Source organism: Pseudomonas oryzihabitans (assembly GCF_032027545.1).
In the GTDB taxonomy this organism is placed as follows: Bacteria; Pseudomonadota; Gammaproteobacteria; order Pseudomonadales; family Pseudomonadaceae; genus Chryseomonas; species Chryseomonas oryzihabitans_F.
In genome coordinates this window covers 362,233-380,515 of the sequence record NZ_JAVSJB010000003.1, presented here as the reverse complement: position 1 = coordinate 380,515, position 18,283 = coordinate 362,233, and the positions used below count along the sequence as shown (strand labels likewise).

Below are 18,283 nucleotides of genomic sequence, written 5' to 3'. Positions count from 1 at the left end.
TCGCAGGCGTAAAGCCCGATGGTAGCAGACGGGCGGTGTGAGGGCTGCTTGCACGGCCTACCCGCTCTGGTATGATTCGCAGCCCAAATCTGTGCGGTATCCGGCAATGGCGTCGGGTGGCGGCACAGCTAGACCCCGAGGATAGTTCCATGAAAGCTGATATCCATCCGCAGTACGATGCCATCGAAGCCACCTGCAGCTGTGGCAACGTCATCAAGACCCGCTCCACGCTGAGCAAGAACATTCACCTGGACGTCTGCTCCGAATGCCACCCGTTCTACACCGGCAAGCAGAAAGTCCTGGACGCTGGCGGCCGTATCGACCGTTTCAAGCAGCGCTTCGGCGTGTTCGGCAGCAGCAAGTAATGGGCTGTCGTCGACCATCTCCGTATGGCTCGACACTGAACAAGGCGTCCCTCTGGGGCGCCTTTTTCGTTTGGGCCCTGGTTGCGGCGCCGCAGGCCCTGGCCGTGGCGTGCCCCCTGCTGCCGAATGGGCAGGAGGTGACGGTCCAGCAGGTGGTGGACGGCGACACCCTGCGCCTGGTCGACGGTCGCTCCGTACGCCTGATCGGCGTCAATGCTCCCGAGCTGGGCAAGTCGGGCGGTACGGCCCAGCCTTACGCCGAAGCCGCCCGGCGACGTCTGCAGGCGCTGGTCGAGGCCAGCGACGAGCGCCTCACGCTGGTCCAGGGTGTCGAGGAAGCCGACCGCTTCGGCCGTACCCTGGCGCACCTCTATGACCGCCAGGGCCGCAATCTCGAGGCGCAGCTGATCGCCGAAGGCCTCGGCTACGCGGTGGCCATCGCGCCCAATACCCGGCTGGCCGCCTGCCAGGCGGCGGCGGAAAGCACAGCGCGCCAGGCACGCCTCGGCGTATGGAAGCAGGATCCGACCATAGCCGCCACCCGTATCGCCGAAGGCGGTTTCGCCGTGGTGCAGGGCCGCCTGCAGGACGTCGAACGCAATCGCGGTGGCCTCTGGCTGCAGTTCGAAGGCGACCTGGTGGTCAATGTCCCCAATCGTTTCGTCGACGCCTTCGACGGTGTACCGCTGCGGCAGTGGATCGGCCGCAACCTCGAAGCGCGTGGCTGGATTTCCGATCGCAGTCGGCGCAAGGAGCCGGGGCGAGCGCGTTGGCAGATGACCTTGAGCGACCCGCACATGCTGGGTCTGCGGGTTGAATCGTTTTAGCCGAAAGTCGTATTGCGATTGATTTCAGGCATGTGGCCGATTGCTTGTGGCACCTTGAGTCTTTGCGTATTCTCGCCCGACCCAAGACCCACACCACGCGGATATACCAATAATGTCTGATCTCAAAACCGCCGCCCTCGAATACCATGCCCAGCCGCGCCCCGGCAAACTCAGCGTCGAGTTGACCAAGCCCACCGCGACTGCCCGTGACCTTTCCCTGGCCTACAGCCCCGGCGTCGCTGAACCGGTCCGCGAGATCGGCCGCGATCCCGAGCTGGCCTACCGCTACACCGGCAAGGGCAACCTGGTCGCCGTGATCTCCGACGGCACCGCCATCCTCGGCCTGGGCAACCTCGGCCCGCTGGCCTCCAAGCCGGTGATGGAAGGCAAGGGCGTGCTGTTCAAACGCTTCGCCGGTGTGGACGTCTTCGACATCGAGGTCGACGCCGAGAGCCCCCAGGCCTTCATCGATACCGTCAAGCGCATCTCAATCACCTTCGGCGGCATCAACCTGGAAGACATCAAGGCACCCGAGTGCTTCGAGATCGAGCGCGCCCTGATCGAGCAGTGCGACATCCCGGTCTTCCACGATGACCAACACGGCACCGCCATCGTCACCGCCGCCGGCATGCTCAACGCCCTGGAAATCGCCGGCAAGCGCCTGGAAGACGCCAAGATCGTCTGCCTGGGTGCCGGTGCCGCCGCCATCTCCTGCATGCGCCTGTTGGCCAGCATGGGTGCCAAGGTCGAGAACATCTACATGGTCGACCGTCAGGGCGTGGTCCACAGCGGCCGCAACGACCTGAACCAGTACAAGGCGACCTTCGCCACCGAGACCGATAAGCGCACCCTGGACGACGCCCTCGAGGGGGCCGATGTCTTCGTCGGTCTGTCCGGCCCGAACCTGCTGTCGGCCGAAGGCCTCAAGCGCATGGCGGCCAACCCCATCGTCTTCGCCTGCTCCAACCCGGATCCGGAAATCACCCCCGAGCTGGCCCACGCCACCCGCGATGACGTGATCATGGCCACCGGTCGTTCGGACTACCCGAACCAGGTCAACAACGTCCTGGGCTTCCCCTTCATCTTCCGTGGTGCCCTGGACGTCCGTGCCCGGGTCATCAACGAAGAGATGAAGATCGCCGCCGCCCTGGCGCTGCGTGACCTGGCCAAGCTGCCGGTGCCCAAGGAAGTCTGCGCGGCCTACCAGGTCGACAGCCTGAGCTTCGGTCGCGAGTACATCATTCCCAAGCCGATGGACGCGCGCCTGATCACCCTGGTATCCGATGCCGTGGCCAAGGCCGCCATCGAGACCGGCGTGGCCACGCTGCCCTATCCGTCGAACTATCCGCTGAAGTCGGTGGACGACGTCTTCGCCAAGTAAGTCTCGGTGCAATAAAAAACCCGCCTCGGCGGGGTTTTTTATTGGCCTGGGATCAGAAGATGTCCATGGGCACGGTTTCGCTGGAGGGCAGCGGCGTGCCGGGCGCGACCCCAGGGGGCAGTTCGTCCAGGCTGGGCGGGGTGTCCTCGCTCTTGAACAGCTCGAAGTAGGCGTTTGGCGTGCCAGGCGGTGCCGCGCGGCCAGTGGTCGGGTCGACCCGGATCGAGACGATGCCATCCGGTTCCTTGAGCTGGTGTTCGGGCTTGTCCTTGAGCGCGGCTCCCATGTAGCTCATCCAGATCGGCAGGGCGACGGTACCCCCGAATTCCTGGCGGCCCAAGGTGTCGGGCTGGTCGAAGCCCGCCCATACCGTGGTCACGTAGTCACCGTTGTAGCCGGAGAACCAGGTGTCCTTGGATTCGTTGGTGGTCCCGGTCTTGCCGGCCAGGTCGTTGCGTCCCAGCTCCAGCGCCTTGCGGCCGGTGCCGCGCTTGATCACGTCCTGCAGCATGCTGTTCATGATGTAGGCATTGCGCGGATCGATCACCTGGGGGGCGAACACTTGGGCCGGGTTGGCGGGGTCTGCCGTGGCGGTATCCGTCGCTGGCGTGACCTGGACGCCCGCTGCCGCCTGCGCCTGGGGCTGCTGGGGGACGCGCGGCGGCGCGGCACGATAGACCACCTTGCCGTCGCGGTCGGTCACATGGTCGACCACATAGGGCGTCACCTTGTAGCCCTCGTTGGCGAACACCGACCAGCCGGTGGCGACCTCCAACGGGGTCAGGCCCGGGGTGCCCAGGGCGAGGGACAGGTTGCGTGGCAACTGGTCGCGCTCGAAGCCGAAGCGGCTGACGTAGTCCAGTGCGTAATCGATGCCGATGGCCTGCAGTACCCGGATGGATACCAGGTTGCGCGAGCGATACAGCGCCTCGCGCAGCCGGATCGGACCCAAGAAGGTATTGTTGTCGTTCTTGGGGCGCCAGACTTCGTCGGGGTTCTCGTCCATGAAGACGATGGGGGCATCGTTGACCAGGCTGGCCGCGGTGAAGCCCTTTTCCAGCGCCGCGCTGTAGATGAACGGCTTGAAGCTGGAGCCAGGCTGGCGCCGCGCCTGGGTCGCCCGGTTGTAGTTGCTCTGCTCGAAGGAGAAGCCACCGATCAGCGCACGAATGGCGCCATCCTGCGGGTCGAGGGACACCAGGGCGCTCTGCGCCTTGGGAATCTGCGAGAACTTCAGACTGCCGTCATCCTGGCGCTGCACGCGAACCAGGTCGCCGACCTTGACCACATCGGCGGGCCCATTCGGGCGTGGGCCCAGGCTGTTGGCGCTGAGATAGGGGCGGGCCCACTTCATGGACTCCCAGGATACGGCCTCTTCCTTGCCCTCGCGGGTCATGACCAGGATGCCACTCTTCTCGACCTGGGTAACCACGGCCGGGTCCTGGCCGCCGACGATGCGCTGCTTCTGGATCAGGGCGGCCCACTCGGCGCGACTCTGGTTCGGCCACTGGGCCTCGGGGCCGCGATAGCCATGGCGGCGGTCGTAGTCGGTCAGGCCGTCGCGCACGGCCTCGAAGGCGGAGGTCTGCAGCCGGCTGTCGATGGTGGTATAGACCTGATAGCCGTCGGTGTAGGCGTCGCCGCCGTAGCGCCCGACCATTTCCGCCCGCGCCATCTCGGCGATGTAGGGGGCGTTGAGTTCCGGTACGGCGACGTGGTGATAGGCCTCGAGCGGCTCGGCGATGCCGGCCTGGTAGGCCGCCTGGTCGATGTAGCCGAGCTTGAACATGCGTTCGAGAATCCAGTTGCGTCTTTCCAGGCTACGCTCAGGGTTGGCGACCGGGTTGTAGCGCGACGGCGCCTTGGGCAGGCCGGCGATCATCGCCATCTGGGCGACGGTCAGGTCCTTGATGGACTTGCCGTAGTAGACCTGGGCGGCGGCCTCGATGCCGTAGGCACGGTTACCCAGGTAGATCTTGTTGACGTAGAGCTCGAGGATCTCGTCCTTGGTCAGTTGGCGCTCGATTTGCAGGGCCAACAAAATCTCGGTGAATTTGCGCGAGAAGCTACGCTCGCTGGTAAGGAAGTAGTTCTTGGCGACCTGCATGGTAATGGTGCTGCCGCCGGTCTGGATGTGTCCCGTCTTGACCAGCTGGCTCACCGCGCGCATCAGGCTTTTCACATCGACGCCATAATGATTGGCGAAGTTGTCGTCTTCGGCGGAGAGCAGGGCATGGATGAAATCGGGCGGAATTTCGCTGAAGCGCAGCGGCGAGCGGCGCATCTCACCGAATTCGGCGATGAGTTTGCCATCGGCGCTGTACACCCGCAGCGGGATCTGCAGCTGGACGTTACGCAGGGCGTCGATGGAGGGCAGGCTGGGGCTGAGGTAGAGGAAGGCGCCGCTCAGGCCCAGCAACAGGCTGCAGACCAGGGCGACCAGCGACCACCAGAAAAACTTCAGAACACGCATCAAGAGACTTTTCGAATGGAAAGAGGGAAAGGGCGACAGGCGACGGTCAGCCTACACGGCGTCGCCATTATAGGCGCGTTTGGCGGTTGGCCGCTATTTGCTCGGGTGTCAAGTCTGTTATCTAATGCGCGTCCGCGGAACACCACCGTCGCTCATAGGGAACTGATGTGCTAGGGCTATTCAGAAAGAAGGCGAATACGCTGCTGGGTATCGACGTCAGTTCGACATCCGTGAAACTCATCGAGTTGAGCCGTTCGGGCGGGCGCTATCGCGTCGAGGCCTATGCGGTGGAACCCTTGCCAGCCAATGCCGTGGTCGAGAAGAACATCGCCGAGCTGGAAGGCGTCGGCCTGGCCATCGGGCGGTTGCTGGTGAAGGCACGCACCTCCGCCCGCAGCGCGGCGGTGGCCGTCTCGGGATCGGCGGTGATCGCCAAGACCATCGAGATGGATGCCGGCCTGTCCGACGACGAGCTGGAAAACCAGATCAAGCTCGAAGCCGACCAGTACATCCCCTACCCGCTGGACGAGGTCGCCATCGACTTCGAGGTGCAGGGGCCGTCGCCGCGTAACGCCGAGCGCGTCGAGGTGCTGCTCGCTGCCTGCCGGAAGGAAAACGTCGAGGTCCGGGAGGCGGCGCTGGCGCTGGCTGGCGTCTCGGCCAAGGTGGTCGACGTCGAGGCCTATGCCATGGAGCGGGCCTACCAGTTGCTCGCCAACCAGCTGGGTGGCCACGTCGATGACCTGACCGTGGCGGTCGTCGACATCGGCGCCACCATGACCACCCTGAGCGTGCTGCACAACGGCAAGACCATCTATACCCGCGAGCAGCTGTTCGGCGGTCGTCAGCTGACCGAGGAAATCCAGCGGCGCTATGGCCTGTCGGTGGAAGAGGCCGGCCTGGCCAAGAAACAGGGCGGGCTGCCGGACGATTACCAGAGCGAGGTCCTGACCCCCTTCCGCGAGGCGGTGGTGCAGCAGGTGGCGCGCTCGCTGCAGTTCTTCTTCGCCGCCGGGCAATACAATGATGTGGACTACATCTTGCTTGCGGGAGGAACAGCGTCAATTTCCGGACTCGACCGCTTGATCCAGCAGAAAATCGGCACCCCGACCGTCCTCGCCAACCCCTTTGCCGACATGACCGTCAGCAACAAGGTCAACGCGGCGGCCCTGACAGGGGATGCCCCGGCGCTGATGATCGCCTGTGGCCTGGCCATGAGGAGTTTCGACTAGATGGCCCGCATCAACCTCTTGCCCTGGCGGGAACAGCTGCGCGAAGAAAGGCGCAAGCAGTTCCTGGTGATCCTGGGCGGCATCTTCGTGCTCTCGTGCGGCGCCGTGTTCCTCGCCGATCAGTACCTGTCCGGGGAAATCGCCCGGCAGGAGGCGCGCAATGCCTTCATCCAGCAGAACATCGCCCAGCTGGACGTCCGCATCAAGGAGATCAGCGAGCTCAAGACCCGGCGCCAGCAGTTGCTGGCGCGGATGAAGATCATCCAGGACCTGCAGGGCAACCGCCCGGTCATCGGCCATGTGTTCGATCAACTGGTGCGGACGCTGCCGGACGGCGTGTTCTTCCGCGAGCTGAAGATGCAGGGCGACACCCTGTCGATCAGTGGCGAGGCGGAATCCAATAACCGGGTCTCCAACCTGATGCGTAATCTGGATGCCTCGGACTGGTTCGCCTCGCCTACGCTGATCGAGGTGAAGGCGACCACCGCGGGTGCGGTGGACCAGGCCAACACCTTCCAGCTCACCGTCAAGCAGACCCAGCCCGGTGGTCCTGCGCCCACGCCGGCACCGCTCGCCAAGGGAGGCAAACCATGAGTCTCGCCGATTCCCTGGCCAGTCTGCGCAAGATCGACATCAATGACCTGGACTTCGAGAACCTCGGTTCCTGGCCCAAGCCGATCAAGGTCATCGCCTGCCTGCTGATCGTGCTGGTGGTGCTGCTGCTCGGCTACCAGTTCCACCTCAGCGACATGGAAGCGCAGCTGGACAGCCAGAGGTCCCAGGAAGAAGCCCTCAAGCAGCAATACGCCAGCAAGGCCTTCCAGGCCGCCAATCTCGACGCCTACAAGCAACAGATGGTGGAGATGGAGGAGTCCTTCGGCGCCCTGCTGCGTCAATTGCCGGGCGACACCGAGGTGCCAGCGCTGCTGGAAGACATCACCCGTACCGGCCTTGGCAGTGGTCTCGAGTTCGAGCAGATCAAGCTGCTGCCGGAGGTGACACAGCAGTTCTATGTCGAATTGCCGATCCAGATCACCGTCGTCGGTAGCTATCATGACCTGGCGACCTTCGTCAGCAGCGTGTCCAGCCTGCCGCGCATCGTCACCCTGCATGACTTCGATCTCAAACCGGTGGATGACAAGAATGCCAATGGCGGTTCCGTTTCCGGCGGCGGTGGCAAGTTGCGCATGAACGTCCTGGCCAAGACCTATCGCTATAACGACAAGGGGCTCGGCAAATGAGAACGCCCCTGTTGCTCTGCCTGCTGACCACCGTACTGGTCGGTTGCGGTTCCAGCGATACCAGCGACCTGCAGGCGTTCATGGACGAGACCCGTGCCAAGCCGCGGGGCTCCATCGAGCCGCTGCCGCAGTTTCGCGCCTACGAGCCCTTCACCTATGCCGCAGCCGCACTGCGTAGCCCCTTCCAGGCACCGGTGCGCATCGATCCCACGGTGCGTCAGCGCGGTACCGGCAACATCAAGCCCGACGTGAATCGGCCCAAGCAGTTTCTCGAAGGCTTCAATATCGAAACCTTCAGCATGGTGGGCATCCTGGCCAACGCCAGTGGCCGCTATGCGCTGGTCAACGGTGCTGGCGGCGTGCATCGCGTCAAGGTAGGGGATTACCTGGGGCGTAACGACGGACGCATCACCAAGATTACCGACGGTGAGATCGACGTGATCGAAATCGTCCCGGATGGCGAGGGTGGCTGGCTGGAACGGCCGCGCACCATCACCTTGAAGGAAAAGACTTAAATGGGCAGGGCGAGCACTGTGAACACTACTATCGCGGGACGACTGGGACTGGGCCTGGCCCTGCTGCTGAGCAGCCTGGCCGGCCAGGTCCTGGCGGCGGATCTGCAGGCCTTGAACGTCGCCTCCCTGCCCGGGGATCGCGTCGAGCTCAAGCTGACCTTCGACCAGCCGGTCGCCGTGCCCAAGGGCTATACCATCGAGCAGCCGGCACGTATCGCCCTGGACCTGCCCGGGGTAGCCAACAAGCTGGGCACCAAGAGCCGCGACCTGGGCAACGGCAATGCCCGCAGCGTGACGGTGGTCGAGGCGGGCAACCGCACCCGGCTGATCATCAACCTCACCAATCTGGCCAGCTACGATACCCGTGTCGACGGGCGCAATCTCTTCGTCACCATCGGTGGCACGGCGGGCGGTCAGATGGCCGCCGCCCAGAGTGGCCTGACGCCCAATCTGCCGCGCGCTGCCGCGCCTGCCACCGTGACGGCCCCGACGACGGGCGGCGTGGCCCGGACGGTCTCGCCAGCCACGCCAGCCACTTCCAGCGTGGCGGCCATGACCGCTGCCCGGCCGCAACTGCGTGGCAAGGCGATCCGCCATATCGATTTCCAGCGGGGTCCCCAGGGTGAGGGCAACGTGGTCATCGACCTGAGCGAGACCGGCATCAATCCGGACATCCAGGAGCAAGGCGGCAAGATCCGCCTGGCCTTCGCCGGTACCCAGCTGCCCGAGGAATTGCGCGTGCGGCTGGACGTCAAGGATTTCGCCACCCCGGTGCAGTTCGTCAATGCCTCGGCTGACAGCAGCGGCGCTTCCATCGTCATCGAGCCGACCGGCACCTACGACTACCTGGCCTACCAGACCAACAATCGCCTGACCCTGAGCGTCAAGCCGCTCACCACCGAGGAGAAGGAAAAGCGCGCCGCCGATCGCTTCACCTACACCGGCGAGAAGCTGTCGCTCAACTTCCAGGATATCGACGTGCGCTCGGTGCTGCAGTTGATCGCTGACTTCACCAACCTCAACCTGGTGGCGAGCGACACCGTGCAGGGCAATATCACCCTGCGCCTGCAGAACGTGCCTTGGGACCAGGCCCTGGACCTGATCCTCAAGACCAAGGGTCTGGACAAGCGCCAGATCGGCAACGTACTGCTGGTGGCCCCGGCCGACGAGATCGCGGCCCGCGAGCGCCAGGAGCTGGAGTCCCAGAAGCAGATCCAGCAACTGGCCCCCTTGCGCCGTGATCTCATCCAGGTCAACTACGCCAAGGCTGCCGACATCGCCAAGCTGTTCCAGTCGGTCACCAGTGCCGACAAGACCGCGGACGAGCGTGGCTCCATCTCGGTGGACGAGCGTACCAACAGCATCATCGCCTACCAGACCCAGAACCGCCTGGACGAGCTGCGGCGGATCGTCTCCCAGCTGGACATCCCGGTGCGCCAGGTGATGATCGAGGCGCGGCTGGTGGAAGCCAATGTGGACTACAGCAAGCAGCTGGGGGTACGTTGGGGCGGCGCTGCAACGTCAGGTAACTTCGCTGTCTACGGCAAGGATGGTGCCACCACGGTCGACCAGACGACAGGCCAAGTCTACTTGCCGGGTACGACCACCATCGGTAATTACACCGCGACCAGCGGGGTGGCGCCGACGCCCTTCGTCGACATGGGCGTCAGCGGCAGTACCTCGGGTATCGGTATCGGCTTCATGGTCGGCGGCAAGATGCTCGACCTGCAACTGTCCGCCCTGCAGGCGAGCGGTAATGGCGAGATCATCTCCCAGCCCAAGGTGGTCACCTCCGACAAGGAGACGGCCAAGATCCTGCGCGGTACCGAGATTCCCTACCAGGAGGCCAGTTCCAGCGGTGCCACCAGCACCAGCTTCAAGCAGGCCGCCCTGTCGCTGGAGGTGACGCCGCAGATCACGCCGGACAATCGCATTATCATGGAGGTCAAGGTCAACAAGGACGCGCCGGACTACCAGAATGCCCTGAATGGCGTGCCACCGATCAGCAAGAACGAAGTCAATGCCAAGGTGCTGGTCGCGGATGGCGAGACCATCGTCCTGGGGGGGGTCTTCTCCAATACCCAGACCCGGTCCACCATCAAGGTGCCCATGCTGGGCGACATTCCCTATGTGGGCCGCCTGTTCCGCCGGGATGCGGTCACCGATAGCAAAGTGGAGCTGCTGATCTTCCTCACGCCGCGTATCATGAACAACCAGGCGATAGCGGTTGGTCGATGACATAAGTGCGTAATCTGTTTCTGGTAGGACCGATGGGCTCGGGCAAGAGCACCATCGGTCGGCTCCTGGCGAAGGAATTGCGGTTGCCGTTCAAGGATTCCGACAAGGTAATCGAAGAACGCACCGGTGCCGACATTCCCTGGATCTTCGACGTGGAAGGCGAGCAGGGCTTTCGCGAGCGCGAAAGAGCCGCAATCGCCGACCTGTGTGCCGAAAACGGCCTGGTCATGGCGACCGGAGGCGGAGCGGTGCTGCGTGAGGACAATCGCCAGGCGCTCAAGCGCGGTGGCCGGGTGATCTATCTGCATGCCTCCATTGAGCAGCAGATCGAGCGCACCGCGCGGGATCGCAACCGACCGTTATTGCAGACGGCCGATCCGGCGGCGGTACTGCGCAATCTCATGGCCATGCGCGATCCGCTCTATCGCGAGATCGCCGACATCGTCATCGAAACCGACGAGCGGCCGCCACGGCTGGTGGTCCTGCAGATACTCGACCGTCTGAAAGCCCTGGCGCCACATTAAAGCCTGCGGCGTTCTGCGCTATGCTAGGCGCCCTTCGAATCAAGGTGACGGCATGCGGACTCTTCACGTCGAGCTCGGTGAGCGCAGCTACCCGATCTACATCGGCCAGGGCCTTCTGGATCGGCCGGAATGCTTCCTGTCCCATCTCGCCGGGCGCAAGGTGGCCATCGTCACCAACGACACCATCGCACCGCTCTATCTGGAGCGTCTGATACAGACACTGGGCGACCGGCCGATCAGTTCGATCGTGCTGCCCGATGGCGAGGCGCACAAGAATTGGGAAACCCTGCAGCTGATCTTCGACGGCCTGCTGCAGGACCGTCACGACCGCAAGACCACCCTCATCGCCCTGGGTGGCGGGGTGATCGGCGACATGGGTGGGTTCGCCGCCGCCTGCTACCAGCGCGGCGTGGACTTCATCCAGGTGCCGACCACCCTGCTGTCCCAGGTGGACTCCTCGGTAGGCGGCAAGACCGGCATCAACCACCCGCTGGGTAAGAACATGATCGGTGCCTTCTACCAGCCCAAGGCGGTGGTCATCGATACCGACAGCCTGTCCACCCTGCCGGCGCGCGAGTTGTCGGCGGGTCTGGCCGAAGTCATCAAGTACGGCCTGATCTGCGACGAGCCCTTCCTTGGCTGGCTCGAAGAGCACGTCGAGGCGCTGCTGTCCCTCGACCAAGCGGCGCTCACCGAGGCCATCGAGCGCTCCTGTGCGGCCAAGGCCGCGGTGGTGGGCAGCGATGAGCGGGAGTCGGGCTTGCGGGCGATCCTCAACTTCGGCCACACCTTCGGTCATGCCATCGAGACCCAGCAGGGCTATGGCGTCTGGCTGCATGGCGAAGCCGTCTCGGCCGGAATGGTGATGGCGTTGCAGATGTCCCTGCTGCTGGGCTGGTTGAGCACCGAGCAGCGCGACCGCGCCATTCGCCTGCTGGTGCGGGCAGGGCTTCCCGTGGTGCCGCCGGCGGACATGCAGCCGGCCGATTTCGAACGCCTCATGGCGGTGGACAAGAAGGTCCTGGATGGACAACTTCGGCTGGTGCTGCTCAGTGACCTGGGCCAGGCCGTGGTGACCGCCGACTTCGCCCGCGACATTCTCGAGCAGACGCTGCGTACCGATTACCAAGCGCTGACCGCCCAGTAAGGAGAACAAGAGAGTCCCATGTCCAATCTGCACGCCGACGAAGCCTTCCTCGGTCACTATCAGTTCACTCACGATCCCTTTGCCGCTCGGGTGCCGGGCTTCAAGTTCTTCCCGGCGCAACGCAAGCCAGTGCTGGGGCAACTGCACCACCTGGCGCGTTACAGCCAGCTGCTGCTGGTGGTCAGCGGTCCGCAGGGCAGTGGCAAGACGCTGTTGCGCCAGGCGCTGGTGGCCAGCACCAAGAAGGAGGCCGTGCATTGCGTGGTGATCTCCGCGCAGAACGGTGGCGATGCCCGTACCGTGCTGGGCCAGGTCGCCAAGGGCGTCGGGGCGAGCAGCCAGACCCCCGCGGCCATCCTCGAACAGGCAGCGGAAGTACGCCTGGCGGGACAGGAGGTCTACATCCTGGTGGATGACGCCGAGGCGCTGGCCACCCCAGCGCTGGAGGTCCTGCTGGAGCTGGCCGGCGGTGCCGAGCGGGAGCGCCTGCACGTCTTCCTGTTCGGCGAGGCGGAAGTGGTGATGCGCCTGGAAGACATCGCCCAAGGTGAAGAGCGCTATCACGCCATCGAGTTGCTGCCCTACAGCGAGAGCGAGGCCGAAGAATATCTGGCCCAACGCCTGGAAGGTGCCGGCCAGGGGCTGGAGATCTTCACCGACGAGCAACTTGCAACTATCCACGAACGTTCCGGCGGTTGGCCGGGACGGCTCAACGAAGAGGCGCGGGATGTGCTGGTGGCTGGCATGAGCGCCCGCCGCAAAAAGGCCGCGGCGCCGGCCAAGGGTTCGCGCAACCTGCTGGCGGCCCTGCCGCGCAAGCATCTGGTCATCCTGGGTGTCGTGGTGCTGGCGGTGGGTGCTGCGGCGCTGTCCCTCAAGGGCGGCAAGAATGAGGCGCCGACCACCGTCGCGAGCGGCCAGGCGCTGCCGCTGGGTGGTCAGGGCTCGGCCTCGGTCAGCAAGGACGCCCAGGGCGCCCCTATCCAGTTCGATGGTTCTTCCAAGCCGTTGCCCCTGCCGCTGGTGGGTGACTCGCAGCCGGTGATCCGCGAGCCTCTGGCGGAAGCGGCCGGTGGTCGCCAGGCCGGTACTGCCGCGGGCAATGACCTGGGCGCGGGCGGGGTGCCGCCGACCGTGACCACCGATGCGCCGCCGATCAGCGACGAGGACGAGCTGCCCAGCCGCACGCCCGTACGGACGCCGGCGCCCAGCGCCCCGGTGGTCGCTGCACCTGCGCCCAAGCACACGGCGCCCGCCCCGACGGCTCCGGCATCCGCCAAGCCGGCTCCTGCCGCGACACCGACCCGTGCCGCCGGTGGTGCCGCCGCCGGTTGGTATGGCAGTCAGTCCGGCAGCAAGTACGCCTTGCAGGTCGTGGGGACCAGCACCGAGAAGGCTGCCCAGGCGTTCATCGCGAGCCAGGCCGACAGTGGTAACTTCCGCTATTTCAAGAAGAGCTACCAGGGCAAGGCGCTCTATGTGGTGACCTACGGCAGCTTCGCCAATCGCGCGGCGGCCGAGGCAGCGGTCAAGCAACTGCCGGCCAAGGTCCAGGCCAGCAAGCCCTGGCCGCGTACCTTCGCCAGCATTCAGCAGGACATCGCGACCAGTCGTTGAATCTTGCTTGACACGAAACGTAAGCCCCGGTGCTATCACGAGAGTGACGCCGGGGCTTTCTTTTTTGCGTCATTGAATTTTCATCAGGTGTCATCGGTGTTTGTCGAAGCCATTTTTTTCGCTACACTGGACGGCCTTTGACTGTCCGAAAAAAGTTCAAATAAACGGACCGTTTTGTGATGCCTTTGCAATAACCTGATTGCCGGTGAGAGCGCTATGAAAGCAGGCCTGTTCAATCCCGATAGCTTCAAGGACAACTGCGGCTTCGGCCTGATCGCCCATATGCAGGGCGAGCCCAGCCATGACCTGCTGGAAACGGCCATCGAAGCCCTGACCTGCATGACCCACCGGGGCGGTATCAACGCCGATGGCAAGACCGGCGACGGTTGCGGTCTGCTCATGCAGAAGCCGGACGCCTTCCTGCGCGCCGTCGCTCAGGAGCAGTTCGGCGCCGAGTTGCCCGAGCAGTACGCCGCCGGCGTGGTGTTCTTCAACCAGGACGAGGCTCGCGCCGAGCAGGCCCGCGCTAACATGAACCTGGAGATCGAGGCCGCCGGCCTGACCCTGGTCGGCTGGCGCCAGGTCCCCATCGATACTTCCGTGCTGGGTGAATTGGCCCTGGCCCGCCTGCCACGCATCGAGCAGGTGTTCGTCGCCGGCCCCGGCCTCGATGACCAGCAGTTCGGGGTCAAGCTGTTCTCCGCCCGCCGCCGCTCCTCGGTGCGCAATGCCGAGGACGCCGAGCACTACATCTGCAGCCTGTCGTCCAAGGTCATCGTCTATAAAGGCCTGATGATGCCGGCGGATCTCGCCGCCTTCTATCCGGATCTGGGCGATCCGCGCCTGGCCACCGCCATCTGCGTCTTCCACCAGCGCTTCTCCACCAACACCCTGCCGAAGTGGCCGCTGGCGCAGCCCTTCCGCTATCTCGCCCACAATGGCGAGATCAACACCATTACCGGCAACCGCAACTGGGCCCAGGCGCGGCGCACCAAGTTCGTCAACGAACTGATCCCGGACCTCGATCAGCTCGGGCCGCTGGTCAACCGCGTGGGTTCCGACTCCTCGAGCATGGACAACATGCTGGAGCTGCTGGTGACCGGTGGCATGGACCTGTTCCGCGCCGTGCGCATGATCATTCCGCCGGCCTGGCAGAACGTCGAGACCATGGACGCCGATCTGCGCGCCTTCTACGAATTCAACTCCATGCACATGGAGCCCTGGGACGGTCCGGCCGGTGTGGTGCTGACCGAAGGCCGCTACGCCGTCTGCCTGCTCGACCGCAACGGCCTGCGCCCGGCGCGCTGGGTGACCACCAAGAATGGCTACATCACCCTGGCCTCGGAAGTCGGCGTCTGGAACTACCAGCCGGATGACGTCATCGCCAAGGGCCGGGTCGGTCCCGGACAGATCCTCGCCGTGGACACCGAGACCGGCGAGGTGCTGCAGACCGACGACATCGACAACCGCCTCAAGGCGCGCCATCCCTACAAGCAGTGGCTGCGCAAGAACGCCATGCGTATCCAGGCGACCCTGGACGACAACGATCACGGTTCGGCCTTCTACGACCAGGATCAGCTGCGCCAGTACATGAAGATGTTCCAGGTCACCTTCGAAGAGCGTGACCAGGTGCTGCGTCCGCTGGGTGAGCAGGGCCAGGAAGCCGTGGGCTCCATGGGCGACGACACCCCCATGGCGGTGCTGTCGCGGCGCATCCGTTCGCCCTACGACTATTTCCGCCAGCAATTCGCCCAGGTCACCAACCCGCCGATCGACCCGCTGCGCGAGTCCATCGTCATGTCCCTGGAGACCTGCCTGGGTGCCGAGCGCAACGTCTTCGAGGAAACCGCCGAGCACGCCGATCGCGCCATCCTGAGCAGCCCGGTGATCTCGCCGGCCAAGTGGCGGACCATCCTCAACATGCCCAAGCCCGGCTTCGAGCATGTGAAGATCGACCTCAACTACCCCGAGTCCATGGGCCTCGAGGCGGCGCTGCGCAACATCGTCGAGCAGGCCGAGGAGGCCGTGCGTGCCGGCAAGGTACTGCTGGTGCTGACCGACCGTCACATCGAGCCGGGCAAGCTCCCGGTGCATGCGGTGCTGGCCACTGGCGCCGTGCACCATCACCTGGTCAACCTGGGCCTGCGCACCAGTAGCAACATCCTGGTGGAGACCGCCACCGCCCGCGATCCGCACCACTTCGCCGTACTGCTGGGCTTCGGTGCCACCGCGGTCTACCCGTTCCTGGCCTACGAGGTGCTGGGCGACCTGATCCGCACCGGCGAGGTGCTGGGCGATCTCTACGAGGTGTTCAAGTACTACCGCAAGGGCATCACCAAGGGCCTGCTCAAGGTGATCTCCAAGATGGGCATCTCCACCGTCGCCTCCTACCGCGGCGCCCAGCTGTTCGAGGCCGTGGGCCTGGCGGACGAAGTCACCGACCTGTGCTTCCCCGGTGTCACCAGCCGCATCAAGGGCGCGCGCTTCGTCGACCTGGAAGCCGAGCAGAAGCTGCTGGCCGGCGAAGCCTGGAACAACCGCAAGCCGATCCAGCCGGGTGGCCTGCTCAAGTTCGTCTACGGCGGCGAGTACCACGCCTACAACCCGGACGTGGTCAACCTGCTGCAGGCCGCCGTGCAACAGGGCGACTACGCCAAGTTCCGCGAATACACCGCGCTGGTGGACCAGCGTCCGGTGGCGATGATCCGCGACCTGCTCAAGGTCAAGACCAGCGACCAGCCCCTGGCGCTGGAAGAGATCGAGCCGCTGACCAACATCTTCACCCGCTTCGACGCCGCCGGCATCTCCCTGGGCGCCCTGTCGCCGGAGGCCCACGAGGCCCTGGCCGAGGCCATGAACCGTCTGGGCGGGCGCTCCAACTCCGGTGAGGGTGGCGAGGACCCGGCGCGCTACGGCACGGTGAAGAGCTCCAAGATCAAGCAGGTGGCCACCGGCCGCTTCGGCGTCACCCCCGAGTACCTGGTCAACGCCGAGGTCTTGCAGATCAAGGTGGCCCAGGGCGCCAAGCCCGGCGAGGGCGGCCAGCTGCCCGGCGGCAAGGTCAACGGCCTGATCGCCAAGCTGCGCTATGCGGTGCCCGGCGTGACCCTGATCTCGCCGCCGCCGCACCATGACATCTACTCCATCGAGGACCTGTCCCAGCTGATCTTCGACCTCAAGCAGGTCAATCCCAAGGCGCTGGTATCGGTCAAGCTGGTCTCCGAGCCTGGCGTGGGTACCGTGGCCGCTGGCGTAGCCAAGGCCTATGCCGACCTCATCACCATCTCCGGCTACGACGGTGGTACCGGCGCTTCGCCGGTGACCTCCATCAAGTACGCCGGCTCGCCCTGGGAACTGGGCCTGGCCGAGGCGCACCAGACCCTGCGCGGCAACGACCTGCGCGGCAAGGTGCGGGTGCAGACCGACGGGGGCTTGAAGACCGGCCTGGACGTGATAAAGGCGGCCATCCTCGGCGCCGAGAGCTTCGGCTTCGGCACCGCGCCGATGATCGCCCTGGGCTGCAAGTACCTGCGCATCTGCCACCTGAACAACTGCGCCACCGGCGTGGCCACCCAGAACGACCGGCTGCGCAAGGAGCATTTCATCGGCACGGTGGAGATGGTGATGAATTTCTTCACCTTCATCGCCGAGGAAACCCGCGAGTGGCTGGCCAGGCTGGGCGTGCGCAGCCTGGGCGAACTGATCGGTCGTACCGACCTGCTGGAAATCCTGCCGGGCGAGACCGCCAAGCAGCAGCACCTGGACCTCACGCCGCTGCTGGGTAGCGAGCTCATTCCGGCCGAGAAGCCGCAGTTCTGCCAGGTGGAGAAGAACCCACCGTTCGACCAGGGCCTACTGGCCGAGGAGATGGTGCGCCTGGCGCTGCCGGGGATCGAAAAGCTCGAAGGCGGCGAATTCAGCCTGAGCATCGGCAACTGCGATCGTTCCATCGGCGCCCGTGTCTCCGGCGAGATCGCCCGGCGTCACGGCAACCAGGGCATGGTCAAGGCTCCGGTCACCTTCCGCTTCAAGGGCACCGCCGGCCAAAGCTTCGGCGTCTGGAACGCCGGCGGCCTGCATCTGTATCTGGAAGGCGATGCCAACGACTACGTGGGCAAGGGCATGACCGGCGGCAAGCTGGTCATCACCCCGCCCCAGGGCGCGGGCTACAAGAGCCAGGAATCGGCCATCATCGGCAACACCTGCCTCTATGGCGCCACCGGTGGCAAGCTGTTCGCGGCCGGTACCGCCGGTGAGCGCTTCGGAGTGCGTAACTCCGGGGCCCATACCGTGGTGGAGGGCACCGGTGACCATTGCTGCGAGTACATGACCGGCGGTTTCGTCTGCGTGCTGGGCAAGACCGGCTACAACTTCGGCTCGGGCATGACCGGCGGCTTCGCCTATGTACTGGACCTGGACAACGGCTTCTATGACCGGGTCAACCACGAACTGGTGGAAATCCAGCGCATCAACAGCGAGGCCATGGAGGCCTATCGCAGCCACCTGGAAGGGGTGCTGGCCGAATACGTGCGCGAGACCGGCAGTGCCTGGGGCAGCCATCTCCATGAGAATCTGGACGACTACCTGCGCAAGTTCTGGCTGGTGAAGCCCAAGGCCGCGAGCCTGGCGTCGCTGCTGGTCAGCACCCGCGCCCGTCCGGAATAACGACTTCGATGCCGGCTCCTCAAGGCGCCGGTTTCACCGTGCTAGCTCGTGGCGCCCA

13 protein-coding genes are annotated in these 18,283 nt (G+C 64.8%); 12 read left to right on the top strand and 1 reads right to left on the bottom strand.

Going from position 1 to position 18,283, the window contains the following annotated elements:
• The first annotated feature begins 149 nt into the window (after positions 1–149).
• From rpmE to RND78_RS06660, 3 genes are all read left to right on the top strand, one after another.
• Entirely contained in the window at positions 150–365 is a 216-nt protein-coding gene (rpmE, locus tag RND78_RS06670) for a 50S ribosomal protein L31 (protein ID WP_007161618.1), read from the top strand.
• Complete coding sequence (locus RND78_RS06665) at positions 365–1,192, top strand: thermonuclease family protein (protein WP_312727022.1); 828 nt, start codon at positions 365–367, stop codon at positions 1,190–1,192. Before rpmE ends, RND78_RS06665 begins: the two co-directional genes overlap by 1 nt.
• A gap of 112 nt (positions 1,193–1,304) precedes the next feature.
• Complete coding sequence (locus tag RND78_RS06660) at positions 1,305–2,573, top strand: malic enzyme-like NAD(P)-binding protein (RefSeq protein ID WP_312727019.1); 1,269 nt, start codon at positions 1,305–1,307, stop codon at positions 2,571–2,573.
• Between the two features lie 52 nt (positions 2,574–2,625).
• Here the strand turns inward: RND78_RS06660 and RND78_RS06655 are convergent, their stop codons facing one another.
• A complete protein-coding gene (locus RND78_RS06655) occupies positions 2,626–5,046 on the bottom strand; it encodes a penicillin-binding protein 1A (RefSeq protein WP_312727014.1) in 2,421 nt (806 codons plus the stop codon).
• 167 nt (positions 5,047–5,213) lie between these two features.
• Here RND78_RS06655 and RND78_RS06650 point away from each other — a divergent pair, with 167 nt between their 5' ends.
• From RND78_RS06650 to gltB, 9 genes are all read left to right on the top strand, one after another.
• On the top strand, positions 5,214–6,278 hold the full coding sequence (locus RND78_RS06650) for a pilus assembly protein PilM (RefSeq protein WP_312727011.1): 1,065 nt from the start codon (positions 5,214–5,216) through the stop codon (positions 6,276–6,278).
• The gene (locus tag RND78_RS06645) at positions 6,279–6,872 is read left to right on the top strand and encodes a PilN domain-containing protein (RefSeq protein ID WP_059230885.1); all 594 of its coding nucleotides are present in this window, start codon (positions 6,279–6,281) and stop codon (positions 6,870–6,872) included.
• Entirely contained in the window at positions 6,869–7,519 is a 651-nt protein-coding gene (gene pilO, locus RND78_RS06640; protein WP_312727007.1) for a type 4a pilus biogenesis protein PilO, read from the top strand. Before RND78_RS06645 ends, pilO begins: the two co-directional genes overlap by 4 nt.
• The gene (locus RND78_RS06635) at positions 7,516–8,034 is read left to right on the top strand and encodes a pilus assembly protein PilP (protein ID WP_153014273.1); all 519 of its coding nucleotides are present in this window, start codon (positions 7,516–7,518) and stop codon (positions 8,032–8,034) included. Before pilO ends, RND78_RS06635 begins: the two co-directional genes overlap by 4 nt.
• On the top strand, positions 8,035–10,272 hold the full coding sequence (gene pilQ, locus RND78_RS06630) for a type IV pilus secretin PilQ (protein WP_312727003.1): 2,238 nt from the start codon (positions 8,035–8,037) through the stop codon (positions 10,270–10,272).
• A gap of 5 nt (positions 10,273–10,277) precedes the next feature.
• A complete protein-coding gene (aroK, locus tag RND78_RS06625; RefSeq protein WP_295467463.1) occupies positions 10,278–10,796 on the top strand; it encodes a shikimate kinase AroK in 519 nt (172 codons plus the stop codon).
• 52 nt (positions 10,797–10,848) lie between these two features.
• On the top strand, positions 10,849–11,943 hold the full coding sequence (gene aroB, locus RND78_RS06620; RefSeq protein WP_312726998.1) for a 3-dehydroquinate synthase: 1,095 nt from the start codon (positions 10,849–10,851) through the stop codon (positions 11,941–11,943).
• Between the two features lie 18 nt (positions 11,944–11,961).
• Positions 11,962–13,560, top strand: coding sequence for an AAA family ATPase (locus tag RND78_RS06615; protein WP_312726996.1), 1,599 nt, complete (start codon positions 11,962–11,964; stop codon positions 13,558–13,560).
• A 216-nt stretch (positions 13,561–13,776) separates the two neighbouring features.
• Positions 13,777–18,225 carry a glutamate synthase large subunit gene (gene gltB / locus RND78_RS06610; protein ID WP_312726994.1) on the top strand — a complete coding sequence of 1,483 codons (4,449 nt, stop codon included), beginning with the start codon at positions 13,777–13,779 and terminating at the stop codon, positions 18,223–18,225.
• Positions 18,226–18,283: the final 58 nt, after the last annotated feature.